16 protein-coding genes are annotated in these 15,460 nt (G+C 70.9%); 7 read left to right on the top strand and 9 right to left on the bottom strand.

Features of this window, described 5'->3' with window-relative positions; genetic code table 11:
• Window positions 1-176: 176 nt before the first annotated feature.
• From ACIBEA_RS37010 to ACIBEA_RS36995, 4 genes are all read left to right on the top strand, one after another.
• Window positions 177-1,682, top strand: a complete 1,506-nt coding sequence (locus ACIBEA_RS37010) for an MFS transporter (protein ID WP_399267600.1) — start codon at window positions 177-179, stop codon at window positions 1,680-1,682.
• Window positions 1,683-1,714: 32 nt separating this feature from the next.
• Window positions 1,715-1,912 (top strand): plasmid mobilization protein, encoded by a 198-nt coding sequence (locus ACIBEA_RS37005; protein WP_030769667.1) that lies wholly within the window; start codon window positions 1,715-1,717, stop codon window positions 1,910-1,912.
• Window positions 1,909-2,280 (top strand): type II toxin-antitoxin system death-on-curing family toxin, encoded by a 372-nt coding sequence (locus ACIBEA_RS37000; protein ID WP_399267599.1) that lies wholly within the window; start codon window positions 1,909-1,911, stop codon window positions 2,278-2,280. Before ACIBEA_RS37005 ends, ACIBEA_RS37000 begins: the two co-directional genes overlap by 4 nt.
• 209 nt (window positions 2,281-2,489) lie before the next feature.
• A complete protein-coding gene (locus ACIBEA_RS36995) occupies window positions 2,490-4,274 on the top strand; it encodes a DEAD/DEAH box helicase (RefSeq protein ID WP_399267598.1) in 1,785 nt (594 codons plus the stop codon).
• Window positions 4,275-4,406: 132 nt separating this feature from the next.
• Here the strand turns inward: ACIBEA_RS36995 and ACIBEA_RS36990 are convergent, their stop codons facing one another.
• On the bottom strand, window positions 4,407-5,399 hold the full coding sequence (locus ACIBEA_RS36990; RefSeq protein WP_399267597.1) for a hypothetical protein: 993 nt from the start codon (window positions 5,397-5,399) through the stop codon (window positions 4,407-4,409).
• A gap of 367 nt (window positions 5,400-5,766) precedes the next feature.
• Between ACIBEA_RS36990 and ACIBEA_RS36985 the strand changes: the two genes are divergently transcribed.
• Together ACIBEA_RS36985 and ACIBEA_RS36980 are read left to right on the top strand one after the other, a co-directional pair.
• Window positions 5,767-6,408, top strand: a complete 642-nt coding sequence (locus ACIBEA_RS36985) for a helix-turn-helix domain-containing protein (RefSeq protein WP_354384399.1) — start codon at window positions 5,767-5,769, stop codon at window positions 6,406-6,408.
• A gap of 55 nt (window positions 6,409-6,463) precedes the next feature.
• The gene (locus ACIBEA_RS36980) at window positions 6,464-7,240 is read left to right on the top strand and encodes a S16 family serine protease (protein WP_399267596.1); all 777 of its coding nucleotides are present in this window, start codon (window positions 6,464-6,466) and stop codon (window positions 7,238-7,240) included.
• On the opposite strand, the gene ACIBEA_RS36975 is transcribed toward ACIBEA_RS36980, so the two are convergent.
• The 8 genes from ACIBEA_RS36975 to ACIBEA_RS36940 form a co-directional block, all read right to left on the bottom strand.
• On the bottom strand, window positions 7,170-8,462 hold the full coding sequence (locus tag ACIBEA_RS36975; protein ID WP_399267595.1) for an MFS transporter: 1,293 nt from the start codon (window positions 8,460-8,462) through the stop codon (window positions 7,170-7,172). The two genes, ACIBEA_RS36980 and ACIBEA_RS36975, sit on opposite strands and share 71 nt — an antisense overlap.
• The gene (locus ACIBEA_RS36970) at window positions 8,459-8,746 is read right to left on the bottom strand and encodes a hypothetical protein (protein WP_399267594.1); all 288 of its coding nucleotides are present in this window, start codon (window positions 8,744-8,746) and stop codon (window positions 8,459-8,461) included. Before ACIBEA_RS36970 ends, ACIBEA_RS36975 begins: the two co-directional genes overlap by 4 nt.
• Window positions 8,747-8,872: 126 nt before the next feature.
• Window positions 8,873-9,523 carry an ArsR/SmtB family transcription factor gene (locus ACIBEA_RS36965; protein ID WP_399267593.1) on the bottom strand — a complete coding sequence of 217 codons (651 nt, stop codon included), beginning with the start codon at window positions 9,521-9,523 and terminating at the stop codon, window positions 8,873-8,875.
• Between the two features lie 64 nt (window positions 9,524-9,587).
• Window positions 9,588-10,550: a glycine betaine ABC transporter substrate-binding protein gene (locus tag ACIBEA_RS36960; RefSeq protein ID WP_399267663.1), complete on the bottom strand. Its 963-nt coding sequence runs from the start codon at window positions 10,548-10,550 to the stop codon at window positions 9,588-9,590.
• 90 nt (window positions 10,551-10,640) lie between these two features.
• Window positions 10,641-11,522, bottom strand: coding sequence for an ABC transporter permease (locus ACIBEA_RS36955; protein WP_399267592.1), 882 nt, complete (start codon window positions 11,520-11,522; stop codon window positions 10,641-10,643).
• Window positions 11,519-12,721 (bottom strand): ABC transporter ATP-binding protein, encoded by a 1,203-nt coding sequence (locus ACIBEA_RS36950; RefSeq protein ID WP_399267661.1) that lies wholly within the window; start codon window positions 12,719-12,721, stop codon window positions 11,519-11,521. The genes ACIBEA_RS36955 and ACIBEA_RS36950 overlap by 4 nt, the downstream gene beginning before the upstream one ends.
• A 124-nt stretch (window positions 12,722-12,845) precedes the next feature.
• Window positions 12,846-13,493: an ABC transporter permease gene (locus ACIBEA_RS36945; RefSeq protein WP_399267591.1), complete on the bottom strand. Its 648-nt coding sequence runs from the start codon at window positions 13,491-13,493 to the stop codon at window positions 12,846-12,848.
• Between the two features lie 105 nt (window positions 13,494-13,598).
• Window positions 13,599-14,069: an Lrp/AsnC family transcriptional regulator gene (locus ACIBEA_RS36940; RefSeq protein WP_354384435.1), complete on the bottom strand. Its 471-nt coding sequence runs from the start codon at window positions 14,067-14,069 to the stop codon at window positions 13,599-13,601.
• Between the two features lie 122 nt (window positions 14,070-14,191).
• Here ACIBEA_RS36940 and hppD point away from each other — a divergent pair, with 122 nt between their 5' ends.
• Window positions 14,192-15,337, top strand: a complete 1,146-nt coding sequence (gene hppD, locus ACIBEA_RS36935) for a 4-hydroxyphenylpyruvate dioxygenase (protein ID WP_399267590.1) — start codon at window positions 14,192-14,194, stop codon at window positions 15,335-15,337.
• Window positions 15,338-15,460: the final 123 nt, after the last annotated feature.

Here is a 15,460-nt window from a genome sequence, read left to right as displayed (position 1 = left end):
GAGGGTCGGGGGAGGCGGGGGAAGGGGATCGGGGCGGACGCAATGCGACTGCCATGTCCCGTTCACAACAGGTCGCCCGGCCGGGTTCCGGCCGCTGGGCCTAGGGCTCTGGGCGGAGGTGAATATCGGTCGTATTGACAGGGCCGAAGTCCGGAAATGCCCCTTACTCTGGGGCGATGAGCGTCCTCGAACCCCGTGCACCGGAGACCCCCCGGATACCCGACGACCTGCCCGCCGCCGTGGCAGCCGCCCCCGGCGGCGGGATCATGGGCTCGGCGCACCGGATGCTCAGCATCGGGATCATCTCGGTCGTCTTCATCATCGCCTTCGAGGCCACCGCCGTCGGTACGGCCATGCCCGTCGCCGCCCGCGAGCTCGACGGGATCGGCCTCTACGCCTTCGCGTTCTCCTCCTACTTCACCACCAGCCTCTTCGGCATGGTCCTGGCCGGCCAGTGGTCCGACCGCAGCGGCCCGCTCGGGGCGCTCACCAGCGGGATCGGGGCGTTCGCCGCCGGGCTGGTGCTCTCCGGGACGGCCGCCTCGATGTGGCTGTTCGTGCTCGGCCGGGCCGTGCAGGGCCTCGGCGGCGGGTTGGTGATCGTCGCGCTGTACGTGGTCGTCGGGCGGGCCTACGACGAGCGGCTGCGCCCCGCCATCATGGCGGCCTTCGCCGCCGGCTGGGTGGTGCCGTCCATCATCGGTCCGCTGATCTCCGGGACCGTCACCGAGCACGTCGGCTGGCGCTGGGTGTTCCTCGGGATCCCGGCCATGGTGATCGTCCCGCTGCTGGTCGCGCTGCCGGAGATCCGGCGGACCGCGGGCGGTCCCGTCGACAAGGGCGCCGCGCCGCGGTCCTTCGACCGGCGCCGGATCCGGCTCGCCTTCGGGATCTCGCTGGGCGCCGGGCTGCTCCAGTACGCCGCCCAGGACCTGCGCTGGCTCTCGCTCGTGCCCGCCCTCGTGGGCTGCGCGCTGCTCGTGCCGGCCGTGCGCGGGCTGATGCCGCGCGGGACGTACCTGGCTCGGCGCGGGCTGCCGGCCGTGGTGCTGCTGCGCGGTCTGGCGGGCGGTGCGTTCATCGGCGCCGAGAGCTTCCTGCCCTTGATGCTGGTGACCCAGCGCGGGCTGAGCCCGACGCTGGCCGGGTTCTCGCTGGCCCTGGGCGGGGCCACCTGGGCGCTGGGCTCCTGGGTGCAGTCCAAGGCGCGGGTCGTGCCGTACCGGGAGCGGCTGATGGTGTCCGGGATGGTGATGGTGGCGTTCTCCATCGCCGCCGCGCCGGCCGTCCTGATCGAGGCGGTGCCCGTCTGGACGCTGGCCCTCGTCTGGGGCGTGGGGTGCCTCGGCATGGGGCTGGTGATCGGCCCGACCAGCGTGCTGCTGCTCCGGCTGTCGCCGCCGGAGGAGGCGGGCGCCAACTCGGCCGCCCTGCAGATCTCCGACGCCCTCGCCAACGTGGTGCTGCTGGCCCTGGGAGGGGCCGCCTTCGCCGCGCTGGGCGGCGGGTCCGTCGGGGCCGCGCACGCGGTGACCGAGGCCGTCGGGTCCGCCGGCTCCGGGGCCTCCCACCCGGGTGCGTTCGTGGCGGTCTTCCTGCCGATGGCCGTGGTGGCGCTGGTGGGGGCCTGGGTCGCGACCCGGCTCACGACCCCTCCTGCCCCGGCCGCGAAAGCCAGCTGACACGGTCTGGTACCACGCGGTACCATCGGCTCATGGCTGGTCTCAACGTCAGGTTCACCGAAGAAGAGCTGGACGCCTTGCGCGAGCGCGCCGAGGCGGAAGGCCGCAGTATGCAGTCCTTCGCACACGAGGCGGTGATCAGAGCCGTAAACGAGCACTCCCGGCTGTTCAACGAGGCGGCAGAGCACGTCCTGAAGGTCAGCGGTGAGCTGAACCGGAGACTTGCGTGACCCGCTTCCTGACCCTGCCCGAGGTGCTGAACCTCGCGGAGCGGCTCGGGACCAGCGAGGTGCGCGACTACGGGCTGCTCGACTCCGCGCTCGCGCGCCCCCAGTCGAGCGTGTTCGGGCAGGACGCCTACCCGGACATCTGGGAGAAGGCCGCCGCGCTCATGGAATCGCTCGCGCGCAACCACAGCCTGGTGGACGGCAACAAGCGGATCGCCTGGTACGCGACCTGGGTCTTCCTCCACATGAACGGCCACCCCCTGGACGCCGGTTTCGACGTCGATGAGGCCGAGCGCTTCGTGCTGGACGTCTGCCAAGGGTCCCTGGACGTACCCAAGATCGCCGCTCAGTTGCCCAGGTTCGCCCGCTGACCCGCGGAGTGTGACGCTCGCCGCACCCGCCGAGGTCACGGGCCTGTCCCTTCCGCGGCCTCCGGCGGGGGCCGGTAAGGTGGCACGGTTGTCCTACGTACGACAGCCTGCCGCCCGTTTCGCCGCGCGTATTGCCGTCCCGCCGTCCGTATCGCTGCCCGTAACGGATACGTACGTCGATACGCCCCCGAGAGCCCGAACCGGAGACCGTGACTACTACCGCCTCCCACCACCTCTCTCCCGCCTTCCCCGGCCGTGCGCCGTGGGGTACCGCCAGCAAGCTGCGTGCCTGGCAGGAGGGTGCGCTCACCCGATACCTCGAAACCCAGCCGCGCGACTTCATGGCCGTCGCGACCCCCGGCGCGGGCAAGACCACCTTCGCGCTGACCCTGGCCTCCTGGCTGCTGCACCACCACGTCGTGCAGCAGGTGACCGTCGTCGCGCCCACCGAGCACCTGAAGAAGCAGTGGGCGGAGGCGGCCGCCCGGATAGGGATCCGCCTCGACCCCGACTACTCGGCGGGGCCGCTCAGCAAGGACTACCACGGCGTCGCCGTCACCTACGCGGGTGTCGGCGTACGGCCGATGCTGCACCGCAACCGGTGCGAGCAGCGCAAGACCCTCGTGATCCTCGACGAGATCCACCACGCCGGTGACTCGAAGTCCTGGGGCGAGGCGTGCCTGGAGGCCTTCGACCCGGCCACCCGGCGGCTCGCGCTGACCGGTACGCCCTTCCGGTCCGACACGAACCCGATCCCCTTCGTCACGTACGAGGAGGGGAACGACGGGATCCGGCGCTCCAGCGCCGACTACACCTACGGCTACGGCAACGCGCTCGCCGACGGCGTCGTCCGCCCCGTGATCTTCATGTCCTACAGCGGCAACATGCGCTGGCGCACCAAGGCGGGCGACGAGATCGCCGCCCGGCTGGGCGAGCCGATGACCAAGGACGCCATCTCGCAGGCCTGGCGCACCGCGCTGGACCCGCGCGGCGACTGGATGCCGAACGTGCTGCGCGCCGCCGACCGGCGCCTGACCGAGGTCAGGAAGGGCATCCCGGACGCGGGCGGGCTGGTGATCGCCGCCGACCAGGAGTCGGCGCGCGCGTACGCCAAGCTGATCCGGGAGATCACCGGGACCAAGGCGACCGTCGTCCTCTCCGACGACACGGGCGCCTCGAAGCGGATCGACACCTTCAGCGAGGACGGCAGCCGCTGGATGGTCGCGGTCCGGATGGTGTCCGAGGGCGTCGACGTACCGCGGCTCGCGGTCGGTGTGTACGCGACGACGATCTCGACCCCGCTGTTCTTCGCGCAGGCCGTCGGACGCTTCGTGCGTTCGCGCAGGCGCGGCGAGACCGCCTCCGTGTTCCTTCCCACGATCCCCTACCTCCTCGGCTTCGCCAACGAGATGGAGGTCGAGCGCGACCACGTCCTCGACAAGCCGAAGAAGCAGGGGGAGGAAGACCCCTACGCCGACTCCGAGAAGGAGATGGAGGAGGCGAACCGGCAGGAGGACGAGGACACCGGCGACGAGGAGCAGATGTCCTTCGAGGCGCTGGAGTCCGACGCGGTCTTCGACCGGGTGCTCTTCGACGGCGCGGAGTTCGGGATGCAGGCGCACCCGGGCAGCGAGGAGGAACAGGACTACCTGGGCATCCCCGGGCTGCTGGAGCCGGACCAGGTCCAGCTGCTGCTGCACAAGCGCCAGGCCCGGCAGATCGCGCACAGCCGTCGCAAGCCCGACTCCGAGGCGGACCTGCTGGAGCTGCCGGCCGAGCGGCGTCCCGTCGTTTCGCACAAGGAGCTGCTGGAGCTGCGCAAGTCGCTGAACACGATGGTGGGCGCGTACGTCCACCAGAGCGGCAAGCCGCACGGGGTCATCCACACCGAGCTGCGGCGGGTGTGCGGCGGGCCGCCGAGCGCGGAGGCGACGGCGGGGCAGCTGCGCGAGCGGATCAAGAAGGTGCAGGAGTGGGCCACCAAGATGCGGTGACCCGGCGGTCCTGACCCGGGAGCGATGACCCGGGAGTGATGACCCGGCGGTGAGCCCGCAGACGCAGGACGGGGCCCGTGCGCTTGTCGCGCACGGGCCCCGTCCGTTCACCGTCGCCCCGAGGGGCGGGTGTTACGCGGTCTGGCGACGGCGACGGCCGGTGCCCGCGACCAGGGCTGCGCCCATGGCGAGGGCCACGCCCGCGCCACCGAGGGCCCAGGAGGTGGCGGCGTCGGCGCCGGTCTCGGCGAGCTCGCCACCGGCGTTGTTGCTGCCGGTGTTGTTGCCGCCGTTGTTGTGGTCGACGACCGGGGTGGTGGTGCCACCGTCCGGCTTCGGGTTGTTGGTGTTGCCACCGGTGTTCCCGTTGCCGTGGTCACCGCCGGTGTTGCCACCGCCGTTGGTGCCGCGGGAGATCTTCGAGTACTCGATGGCCGTGTCGGACCAGATGTCCTCGTCGAGGTTGCTACCGCCGGAGGCGGCGAAGAGGATCTCGCCGACCGGGGCGTTCGCACCGAAGCGGACGCGGACGGAGAGCTCCGTGGTGCCCTTCGGGAGGTTGATGTCGTCCGTCAGCAGGGCGACGGGGGTGCCACCCTCGGAGATGATCTCGGCCGTGTGCCAGGTGCCGCCGACCAGGACCTGGACCTGGACGTCCTTGGTCTTCAGCTTGGCGTTCTCGTCGGCGACGGCCAGGACGAGGACGTAGCTCTTCTGGGTCTTGCCGTCGTTGTCGACGGTGACCTTGAATCCGGACCAGTCGCCACCCGCCTTGAAGGAGGACGGGACGCCCTTCAGGCCCAGCTTCGGGCCCGGGGCGGCGATCTCGTCCTCGTCGCCGGGCAGCGGCGCCGGAGCCGGCACCTTGCCGTCGGCGACCGGCGGAACGACCGGCGCGGGCACGATCGGGGCCGGGACGACCGGCGGGGTGACCGGGACGACGGGGGCCGGGGTCTCGGCCTTGTCCGTCTTGTCCGCCACCGGGGCGGCGTCCTTCGTGAGGTCGGTGTCCGGGGTCGTGACCGCGGTGTTCTTGACCTCGTCGGCCATCGCCGGCGTGGCCATGAGGACCGTCGGACCGACCACGGCTGCGGCGGCCACGACGGCCATGCGCTTCAGGTTCATTGGTGTGTAATCCCTCCCGTGTGGCTCCGGGCATGACTGCCCGTCTCCACCCCCAACATTTTTGAACGCGCTCAGACTAATCGTTCTTTAAACAGCTTTTACCGCGGGGTAGGTCACGACTTGGCACAGGGGCCCGGAGCGAACCGGTATATACGGGTAGTAGGCGCCCGGATTCTGGACGAGCCCTTCCGCTGAGCGGACCCGCTCGCTACTGTCCCCGCAATGAACGCCCCGTGGCAGTGCCGCCGCGGGAGCGCAGCCGGTGCCATGGTTTGTACCGGCGGCCTCTCCGTGCGTCGCCGAAGGGATACGGCAGCGCTCCACCCCGCGAGAGTCACCGCCGCTCACCGAAAGAGGGAGAGGCGTCGTGACCGCGGAAACCTCCCAGACTCTCGACAGAGGGCTCAGAGTCCTCAAACTGCTCGCCGACACCGACCACGGTCTGACCGTCACCGAGCTGTCCAACCGCCTCGGTGTCAACCGCACCGTGGTCTACCGCCTCCTCGCCACGCTGGAGCAGCACGCCCTGGTCCGCCGTGACCTCGGCGGCCGCGCCCGCGTCGGGCTCGGCGTACTGCGGCTGGGACGTCAGGTCCACCCGCTCGTGCGCGAGGCGGCCCTGCCGGCGCTCCGCTCCCTCGCCGAGGACATAGGGGCCACCGCGCACCTGACCCTCGTCGACGGGACCGAGGCGCTCGCCGTGGCCGTCGTGGAACCCACCTGGACCGACTACCACGTCGCCTACCGGGCGGGCTTCCGCCACCCGCTGGACCGCGGTGCCGCGGGCCGGGCGATCCTGGCCGCCCGTCAGGGCTCCTTGATCGACCCCGGGTACACCTTGACCCACGGGGAGCTGGAAGCGGGCGCCAGCGGCGCTGCCGCGCCCCTGGTGGGCATCACGGGCCTGGAGGGCAGCGTGGGCGTCGTGATGCTCGCCGACGCCGTGCCCGAACGGGTCGGTCCGCGGGTCGTGGACGCGGCCCGCGAGGTCGCCGACGCGCTGCGCTGAGCCGGAGCGGGCGCCCGGCGGCTAGATTGGCCGGGTGCTCTCTCGCCTCACACGCATGTCGCGTCCCGCCGCCCTGGCCGTCTGCGCCGCGCCCCTGCTCGCCCTGTTCGGCGTGGCCGCCCTGGCGCCGCTGCCGTTCATCCTCGCGAGTCCGGGCCTGACCACGGACGTGCTCGGGGCGAAGGACGGCAAGCCCGTGATCACGGTCACGGGCGCGCCGACCCGGGAGACCAGCGGGCACCTGCGGATGACCACGATCCTGGCCACCGGCCCGTCCAGCACGGTCAGCCTGGCCGAGCTGGTCGACAACTGGTTCCGGACGGACCGTGCGGTCATGCCCAAGGAAGCGGTCTACCCGACGGGCGGCAGCGACAAGGAGATCACCGCGCACAACCTGGAGGAAATGACCAAGTCGCAGTCGGCCGCCGCCCAGGCCGCGCTCGGCTTCCTCCACAAGAGCCCCGACACGGTGAAGGTCGACCTCAACCTCGCCGACGTCGGCGGCCCCAGTGCCGGGCTGCTCTTCTCCCTCGGCATCGTCGACAAGCTCGACGGCGACGGGAAGGGCGGCGACCTCACCGGCGGCCGCAACATCGCCGGTACGGGCACGATCACCGCCGACGGCACGGTCGGCGCGGTCGGGGGCGTGGCGCTCAAGACCCAGGCCGCCGCGCGGGACGGTGCGACCGTCTTCCTCGTGCCCAAGGCCGAGTGCTCGGACGCCAAGTCCGAACTCCCCGAAGGGCTGCGCCTGATCCCCGTCACGACCCTGACGGAAGCGGTGAACGATCTGCGGGCACTGAACCTCGGGGAGCCGGTTCCGTCCTGCTGATCGGCGGCCTCTCCATCGCCCGCCAGGCCGGGAAGACCAGCGGGGCGAGGGTCGTCAACAGGTAGGCCCCACCGAAGAGCAGCAGGGCCGGGCCGATGCCCCAGCCGTCCACCAGCAGGCCGGCGGCGAGTCCGCCGAGCGGCATGGTCAGTTCACAGCCCGCCGTGGTCACGCCCGCCACCCGGCTGCGCAGTGCGTCGGGCACGTGCTCGTAGATCACCGTGGTGAGGACGGGGTTGAGCACACCCGCCCCGAGCCCGGACAGCGCCATCGTCACCGCGAGCGGCAGGGTGGTGTCGGTGAGGCCCGCCACCAGGAAGCGCGGCGCCCCGCAGAGCAGGAAGGCCACCGCGAACACCAGCCGCCGGGGGAGCCGGTCGCCCCAGGCGCCGTAGAGCAGCGCGCCCAGCAGCGCGGAGCCACCGAAGAGGGAGATCAGCAGGCCGATCGCGGTGGCCCCGCCGAGCGCCTCGCGGCCGTGCACCGGCAGCAGTACGGCGCCCCACCCCTGGTCGATGCCGTTCGTCAGCATGACCATGAAGGTGATCCCCAGCAGCAGCCGGGACCCCAGGAGGAACCGCCACCCCTCGCCCAGCTCCGCCCGGTACCCCGCCAGGGACACCGACCCGGTCCGGCCCTGCGGTTCGGCCGCCGGCACCCCGCGCAGGAACGCGCCGACCAGCAGTGCGGAGACCCCGAAGGTGGCCGCGTCCAGCAGCAGGACGGACTCGGCCCCGAAGAACGCGATGAGGACGCCCGCCAGCGCGGCCCCGATCATCCGCGCCCCGCGCGAGACCGCGTCGTAGAGCCCGGCGGCCCGCGTGAGGCTGGTGCCCGCGTGCTCGGCGAGGTCGGGCAGCAGCACGCCGCGGGCGGTCAGTCCCGGGGTGTGCACCAGCCCGCCGACGGCCATCAGCGCGCACAGCATCCAGAAGTCCAGCGCCCCCGCGTAGTGCAGCAAGGGGATGGTGGCGACGGAGAGGGCGGAGATCAGGTCCGAGACCACCGAGACCCGGCGGCGGCCGATCCTGTCGATGACCGGCCCCCCGACGAGGGCGGCCACGATGACGGGCAGGGTGGCGCAGAAGGCCACGACCCCGGCCCGGCCCGCGCTGCCCGTGGTCTGGAGGACGAACCACGGGACGCCGATGAGGGTGAGCGAACTACCGGCTATCGAGATGGTGTTGGCGACCAGGACCGCCGCGAACGGGCGCCTGCTCATGCCGCGTGCGGATGTGCGGAGCCCTGGCCGTAGCCCTGGCCGTGGGCGAGGAGCCGCGTCCCGGCGGCGACGAGCGCCTTGCCGAGCAGGGTGCGCACGCCCGGTATGGAAGTGGTGTCGGCCTCCCGGGCGTGGGCCAGGGCGTCCCGTCGGGCGGCGGCCTCGGCGGCCCCCGCGGTCAGCTCGGCGGTGCGGGCGGTGTGCAGGACGGCGTGGGTCTCGGCGGGCGTGAAGGCGGGCGTCAGGGCGTGCGTGAGGACAGGAGCGGCAGGCATGGAAGGCATGGCAGGACTCTTTCCGGCGGCAGGATGCAGGTCAATCGGTTTCCGGGGTCGTGCGGGTGGTGCGGGAGGTGGTGCAGGAGGTGCAGGAGATGCAGGGAGGAGGGCCGGTACCCAGCAGGGCCGGGCCTAGTCGGACGTCCGGGGGAAGACGTGCGTGTGGAAGCGGACCGTCTCGGTCTCTTCCGCGGGGCCCAGATCGCGGTAACTGTTGATCAGGTCGTGCATCTTGTGGATCAGTTCGTGCGTCTGGTCGGCGGTCAGGCGCAGCGTGAAGTCGCTGAGGTCCGCGCCCCGGCGCCACTGCGTCGACCAGGTGTGGGAGGTGCCGAGCCAGGTGTTCATCTCCTGCGCGTGGATGGTCGCGATCTCGTGCAGGAAGACCTCCGCCGCGCTGCGCGTGGCCGGGTCGGCGTCGTGCGCCATGGTCTCGTCGAAGCTCGTGCCCTCATGGGAGGCCCGCCACCAGCGCTCGCGCCCCTTGCCGTGCTCGGGCGCGTCCTCGACGAACCCGTGGGCGGCGAGCTGGCGCAGGTGGTAGCTGGTGGCGCCGCTGGACTCGCCCAGCTGCTCGGCCAGTTGGGAGGCGGTGGCCGGGCCGTTGTGGCGGAGGGCGGCCAACAGTCTTATGCGCAACGGGTGGGCGAGCCCGCGCAGGGCGTGCGCGTCGAGATTGCGGACCTTGGGTGCGGAAGGCGCTTCGGTGGACGTGGACGGCTCGGGGGACGTGGACGGTTCGGCTTCGGCGGCGGGCTGCGGGGGCTCGGCGTTCTCGGGCATGCCTCAACTCTAGGCTTGCAAAGAGACCTTTGCAAGGACTTCTTTGCATAGCTTTCTTTGGAACTCAGCCCTCCTTGATGAACCCCTGCTCGATCAGCCACTGCTTCGCCACGTCGTGCGGGTCCTGCCCCTCCACGTCCACCTTCGCGTTCAGGTCCTGCGCCACCCGCGTCGTGAGCCGGCGCGTCAGCGGGTCCAGCAGCTGCGCGATCACCGGGTACTTGGCCAGCGTCTTCGCGTGGATCTCGGGGGCCGCGTTGTAGTTGGGGAAGAACCTCCGGTCGTCCGTCAGCGTGTCCAGGTCCATCGCCTTGATCCGGCCGTCCGTGGTGAAGGCCTCGCCCAGCAGGCAGGAGTCCGACTTGGACACCTGCGTGTAGATGATCCCGGCGTCCATCTTGCGCACGTTGCCCGCCGGGATCTTCATCTCGTAGGCCCGCTCCATCCCCGTCAGGCCGTCCTCCCGCGAGGCGAACTCGTTCTCCACGCACACCGTCACCGCACCCGGGTCCTCCCGGGCCAGCTTGGCCATGTCCGACATGGTCTTCAGGTGGTACTTGGCGTTGTTCTTCTTGCTGATCGCCAGCGTGTAGGTGTTGTTGAGGGACGACTGCGGCAGCCACGCCACGCCGTTCTTCACGTCCGCCTTGCGGACCGCCTCCCACTGCGCGTGCGGGTCGTCGATCGGCTCGGCATTGCCGAGGTAGGTGATCCAGGCCGTGCCCGTGTACTCGTACATCGCGTCCGCGTCGCCCTTGACGATCGCCTCGCGCGCGCTGATCGAGCCGGGCAGGTTCGTCCGGTCGAGGACCTCCGCCCCCGCGGCCTTGAAGATCAGCCCGATCATCTGGCCGAGGACGATGTTCTCGCTGAAGTTCTTCGAGGTGACCGTCAAGGAGGCGCCCTTGAGGGGGAGTCCCTGCCCGACCGAGCCGGGCACCACGTCGTCCACCAGCGGCGACCCGCTCTTGAGCCCGCACCCCGACACCGCCGCCAGCAGCACCGCCGCCGCGAGCGCGGACCGCACCCCGACCCGTACCCCGACCCGTACTCCCACCCGTGCTTCCACCCGTACTCCCGCTCGCGCACCCGTCCCTGCGCCGGATCCCGTACCCATCTACGCCTCCAGCCCGCGCGGCGTCATGACCGTCTCGGCCAGCGAGGCCAGCCAGTCCACGAACAGGGCCAGCGCCACCGTCAGCACCGACCCCAGCACCAACACCGGCATCCGCTGCGTCTGGATCCCCGAGGTGATCAGGTCGCCGAGGCCGCCGCCCCCGCCGAAGGTGGCCAGGGCCGCCGTGCCGACGTTGAGCACCAGGGCCGTCCGTACGCCCGCCAGGATCAGCGGGACGGCGAGCGGCAGTTCCACCCTGCCCAGCGTCCCCAGCGAGGACATCCCGATCCCGCGCGCCGCCTCCACCAGCTGGGGATCGATGGCCCGCAGCCCGGCCACGGTGTTGGAGAGCACCGGCAGCACGGCGTAGGCGACCATCCCGATGATCGCGGTCGAGGGCCCGATGCCCAGCCAGATCACCAACAGCGCCAACAGGCCGATCGCCGGGGTGGCCTGACCGATGTTGGCGATCGCGGTGACCACGGGAGCCGCCCTGCGCAGCCCGCCCCGGGTGAGCGCGATGCCCAGCGGGATCGCGATGACCAGGACCCAGAAGGTGGAGATCGCGGTCAGTTGGACGTGCTGGCGCAGCCGCAGTTCCACGTTCCCGCCGCTGAGGGAGTTCTCGGCGATTGTGTCCAGGTGGATGTTGGTGATCCACAGGTACGTCGTCAGCAGCACCACGGCCAGCACCGTGGGCAGCACGACCAGCTGCGGCCAGGTGATCCGCCGCCGCCGGGGCCGGGCCGCGGCGGCCGACGGCTCCGCGGCCCCCTCCTGCGGATCCTCGATCAGCGCCTCGTCGCGGAAGGCGTGGCCCATGACCTCGTGCTCACCCGGCGGGCGCTCGGGGGAGGGGACCGGTGACTTCCCGGTGCTCATGAGGGCTCCGCACCACCCTCCAGCTCTCGATCGGTGCGGTGGTGGCGCAGTTCCTCCAGGTCGTGCTGGTGCTCGGCGGCCGCGAGCCGGTCCGCCTCCAGCATCTCGTGCACGGAGTTCATCAGGGTCTCCACGTCGACGACGCCGATGTACTCCCCGCGCCGTCCGGTCACCGCCACCCGGCCGCCGCTGTCCGTCAGGACCGCCTCCAGCGCGTCGTGCAGCGTGGCGTCCCGGGTCACCGTGTCGTGCACCAGCTGGCCCGCCCGCGCGAGGGAGCCCTTGGCGCGCATCAGGTCGCCGCGCCGCAGCCACTTGTAGGGGCGCCCGCGCCGGTCCAGCATCAACAGTTCGTTGTGCGGGCCGGTGCGCAGCTTGTTGAAGATCTGCTGGAGCGGGTCGTCGACCGTCACCGTGGGGAAGTCGGCGATCTCGACCTCCCGGACCCGGGTGAGGTTGAGCCGCTTGAGGGCGGCGCCCGCGCCGACGAAGCCGGAGACGAAGTCGTCGGCCGGATTGGTCAGGATCGCCTCGGGGGTGTCGAACTGGGCGATGTGCGAGCGTTCGCGCAGTACCGCGATCCGGTCGCCCAGCTTGATGGCCTCGTCGAAGTCGTGGGTGACGAAGACGATCGTCTTGTGCAGCTCGTGCTGGAGCCGGATCAGCTCGTCCTGGAGGTGGTCGCGGGTGATCGGGTCGACCGCGCCGAAGGGCTCGTCCATCAGCAGCACGGGCGGGTCGGCGGCCAGTGCCCGGGCCACGCCCACGCGCTGCTGCTGGCCGCCCGAGAGCTGGCGCGGATAGCGGCCGTGGAACTCCCTCGGGTCCAGGCCCACCAGGTCGAGCATCTCCTCGACCCGGTCCTTCACCCGGGACTTGGACCAGCCGACCATCTTGGGGACGAGGGCGATGTTCTCGGCGACCGTCATGTGCGGGAAGAGCCCGGACGACTGGATCGCGTACCCGATCTTGCGCCGCAGCTTGACCGGGTCCATGTCGGTGACGTCCTCGTCGCCGATCCGGATCCGGCCCGAGCTGGGCTCGATCAGCCTGTTGATCATCTTGAGGGTGGTGGACTTCCCGCAGCCCGAGGGGCCGACGAAGACGACGGTCTCGCCGGCCTTGATGTCCATGGAGACGCCGTCCACGGAGGGGTTGGGGTTGCCCGGGTAGCGCTTGGTGAGCTCCTCCAGCCGGATGGCCGCCCCGGAGGCCGAGGATCCGGCGTGGGAACCGGCCGAGGATCCGGCGTGGGATCCGGCCGGGGAGCCGGGCGGGGATCCGGGCGATGCGGACGACGGCGTGCCGGTGGTCTCGATCGGCTCAGACACGGATTCCCCTCGGGATGGTGAGACGACCGAGCAGGACGTACGCGGCGTCGAAGAGCAGGGCGAGGATGACGATGCCCACGGTCCCGGCCAGCACCTGGTTGATGGCGTTGGCGCTGCCGAGCGAGGCGATCCCGCGGAAGATCTCGTTGCCGAGCCCGGGGCCCGAGGCGTACGCGGCGATCGCGGCGATGCCCATGAGCATCTGCGTGGAGACCCGGATGCCGGTCAGGATCGGCGGCCAGGCGAGCGGTAGCTCGACCCGCAGGAGCCGGGCCGTGCGCGACATCCCGATGCCGGTGGCGGCGTCGACGAGGGCCGGGTCGACGCCCCGCAGCCCCACGATCGAGTTCCGGACGATCGGCAGCAACCCGTACAGGGTCAGCGCGATCACGGTCGGTGCGACGCCGAGCCCGACGAGCGGGATCAGCAGACCGAGCAGGGCCAGCGAGGGGACGGTCAGCACGGTCGAGGTGGAGAGGATGGCGAGGTTGCCCGCCCAGCCGCTGCGGTAGGTCAGGACGCCGATCGCGATGCCCAGCACGGTCGCGATCACCATGCACTGGAAGACGGCGCTGGCGTGCTGGAAGGCGTCGGTCAGCAGCTGCTGATGGCGGTGGGAGAGGTAGGACCAGAAGCTCACGCCGCGTCACCTCGTCCTTCGTGTCGGCCCGGTGCGGGCTCCGCCGCCCTCGATCGCCCGCATTCGCAGGCAGTCGCGGACAGCGCCCGTAGTCGCCCTCGGTCGTCAGTCGTCCTCGGCCGCCTGTTCGACCAGCGGGATGATCCGCAAGGGTACGGGATTCTCCATGACAATTGCCGTCGAAGCCCGCACGATGCCATCAAATCCGACAACCCGGTCGATCACCCGCTGGAGGTCCGCGTTGGAACGGGCCACCAGCCGGCACAGCATGTCCCCGTGGCCCGTGGTGGTGTGCAGCTCCAGAACCTCCGGGACCCCGGCCAAGTGCGCCCGTACGTCCGCGCCTTGCCCCTGTTTGATCTCCAGCGTGGCGAAGGCCGTGACCGGGTAGCCGAGCGCCGTCGGATCCACCTGCGGACCGAATCCGCGGATGACGCCATTCGACTGAAGCCGGTCCAGACGCGCCTGTACCGTGCCGCGCGCGACGCCGAGCCGTCGCGAGGCCTCCAGGACCCCGATCCGGGGTTCCCGGGCGAGCAGCACGATGAGCCTGCCGTCCAATTGATCGATCGCCATGGGTGTCCCTTCGCTGGTCATCCTGTACAGATGCTGCATCAATCCTGCGGTCTCACTGGTCAATATGCGCAATGGAAATGCGAACTATTGCGCAGCTTGTGGTTCGGCGGGACTCTGCGCTCATGACTGAGACCCTCGATCACGCCACGGACGCCGCCCGCACGGCAGACCCCTTCCCGGTCAAGGGAATGGACGCGGTGGTCTTCGCCGTCGGCAATGCCAAGCAGGCCGCGCACTTCTACTCCACGGCCTTCGGCATGAAGCTCGTCGCTTACTCCGGCCCGGAGAACGGCTGCCGCGAGACCGCGAGCTACGTCCTGACCAACGGCTCCGCGCGCTTCGTCCTGACCTCGGTCATCAAGCCGTCCACCGACCACGGCCGCTTCATCGCCGAGCACGTCGCCGAGCACGGCGACGGTGTCATCGACCTCGCGATCGAGGTTCCGGACGCCCGCGCCGCCTACGCCTTCGCCGTCGAGCAGGGCGCCCGCGGCCTGGACGAGCCGTACGAGCTGAAGGACGAGCACGGCACGGTCGTCCTGGCCGCGATCGCCACCTACGGCCAGACCCGCCACACCCTGGTCGACCGCTCGAACTACACCGGCCCCTACCTGCCGGGCTTCGTCAGCGTCGCCCCCCTGGTGGAGGGCCCGGCCAAGCGGACCTTCCAGGCGATCGACCACTGCGTCGGCAACGTCGAGCTGGGCCGCATGAACGAGTGGGTCGCCTTCTACAACAAGGTCATGGGCTTCACGAACATGAAGGAGTTCGTGGGCGACGACATCGCGACCGAGTACTCGGCGCTGATGTCGAAGGTCGTCGCGGACGGCACCCTGAAGGTGAAGTTCCCGATCAACGAGCCGGCGATCGCGAAGAAGAAGTCGCAGATCGACGAGTACCTGGAGTTCTACGGCAGCGCGGGCGTCCAGCACATCGCGCTGGCGACGAACGACATCGTCTCGACGGTACGGACGATGCGCGCGGCCGGCGTGGCCTTCCTCGACACCCCGGACTCGTACTACGACACCCTCGGCGAGTGGGCGGGCGAGACCCGGGTGCCGGTGGAGACCCTGCGCGAGCTGAAGATCCTCGTCGACCGCGACGAGGACGGCTACCTGCTGCAGATCTTCACCAAGCCGGTCCAGGACAAGCCGACCGTCTTCTTCGAGATGATCGAGCGCCACGGCTCCATGGGCTTCGGCAAGGGCAACTTCAAGGCCCTGTTCGAGGCGATCGAGCGCGAGCAGGAGAAGCGCGGCAACCTCTAGCCGCAGCCGCCGTGACGGCGGGGCCGGAGCCCGTTTGTTGCGCGGCCGCCCCGCCCCGCGCGGGGGTCCGCACGGGCGGCAGGGGGGCGTCGGCGCAGGCGGCGCGGTGGCCTTCGGCGACGG

Source organism: Streptomyces sp. NPDC051555, assembly GCF_044454405.1.
In the GTDB taxonomy this organism is placed as follows: Bacteria; Actinomycetota; Actinomycetes; order Streptomycetales; family Streptomycetaceae; genus Streptomyces.
The sequence above is the reverse complement of the archived record's forward strand: the minus strand, read 5'-3'. Positions and strand labels throughout refer to the sequence as shown.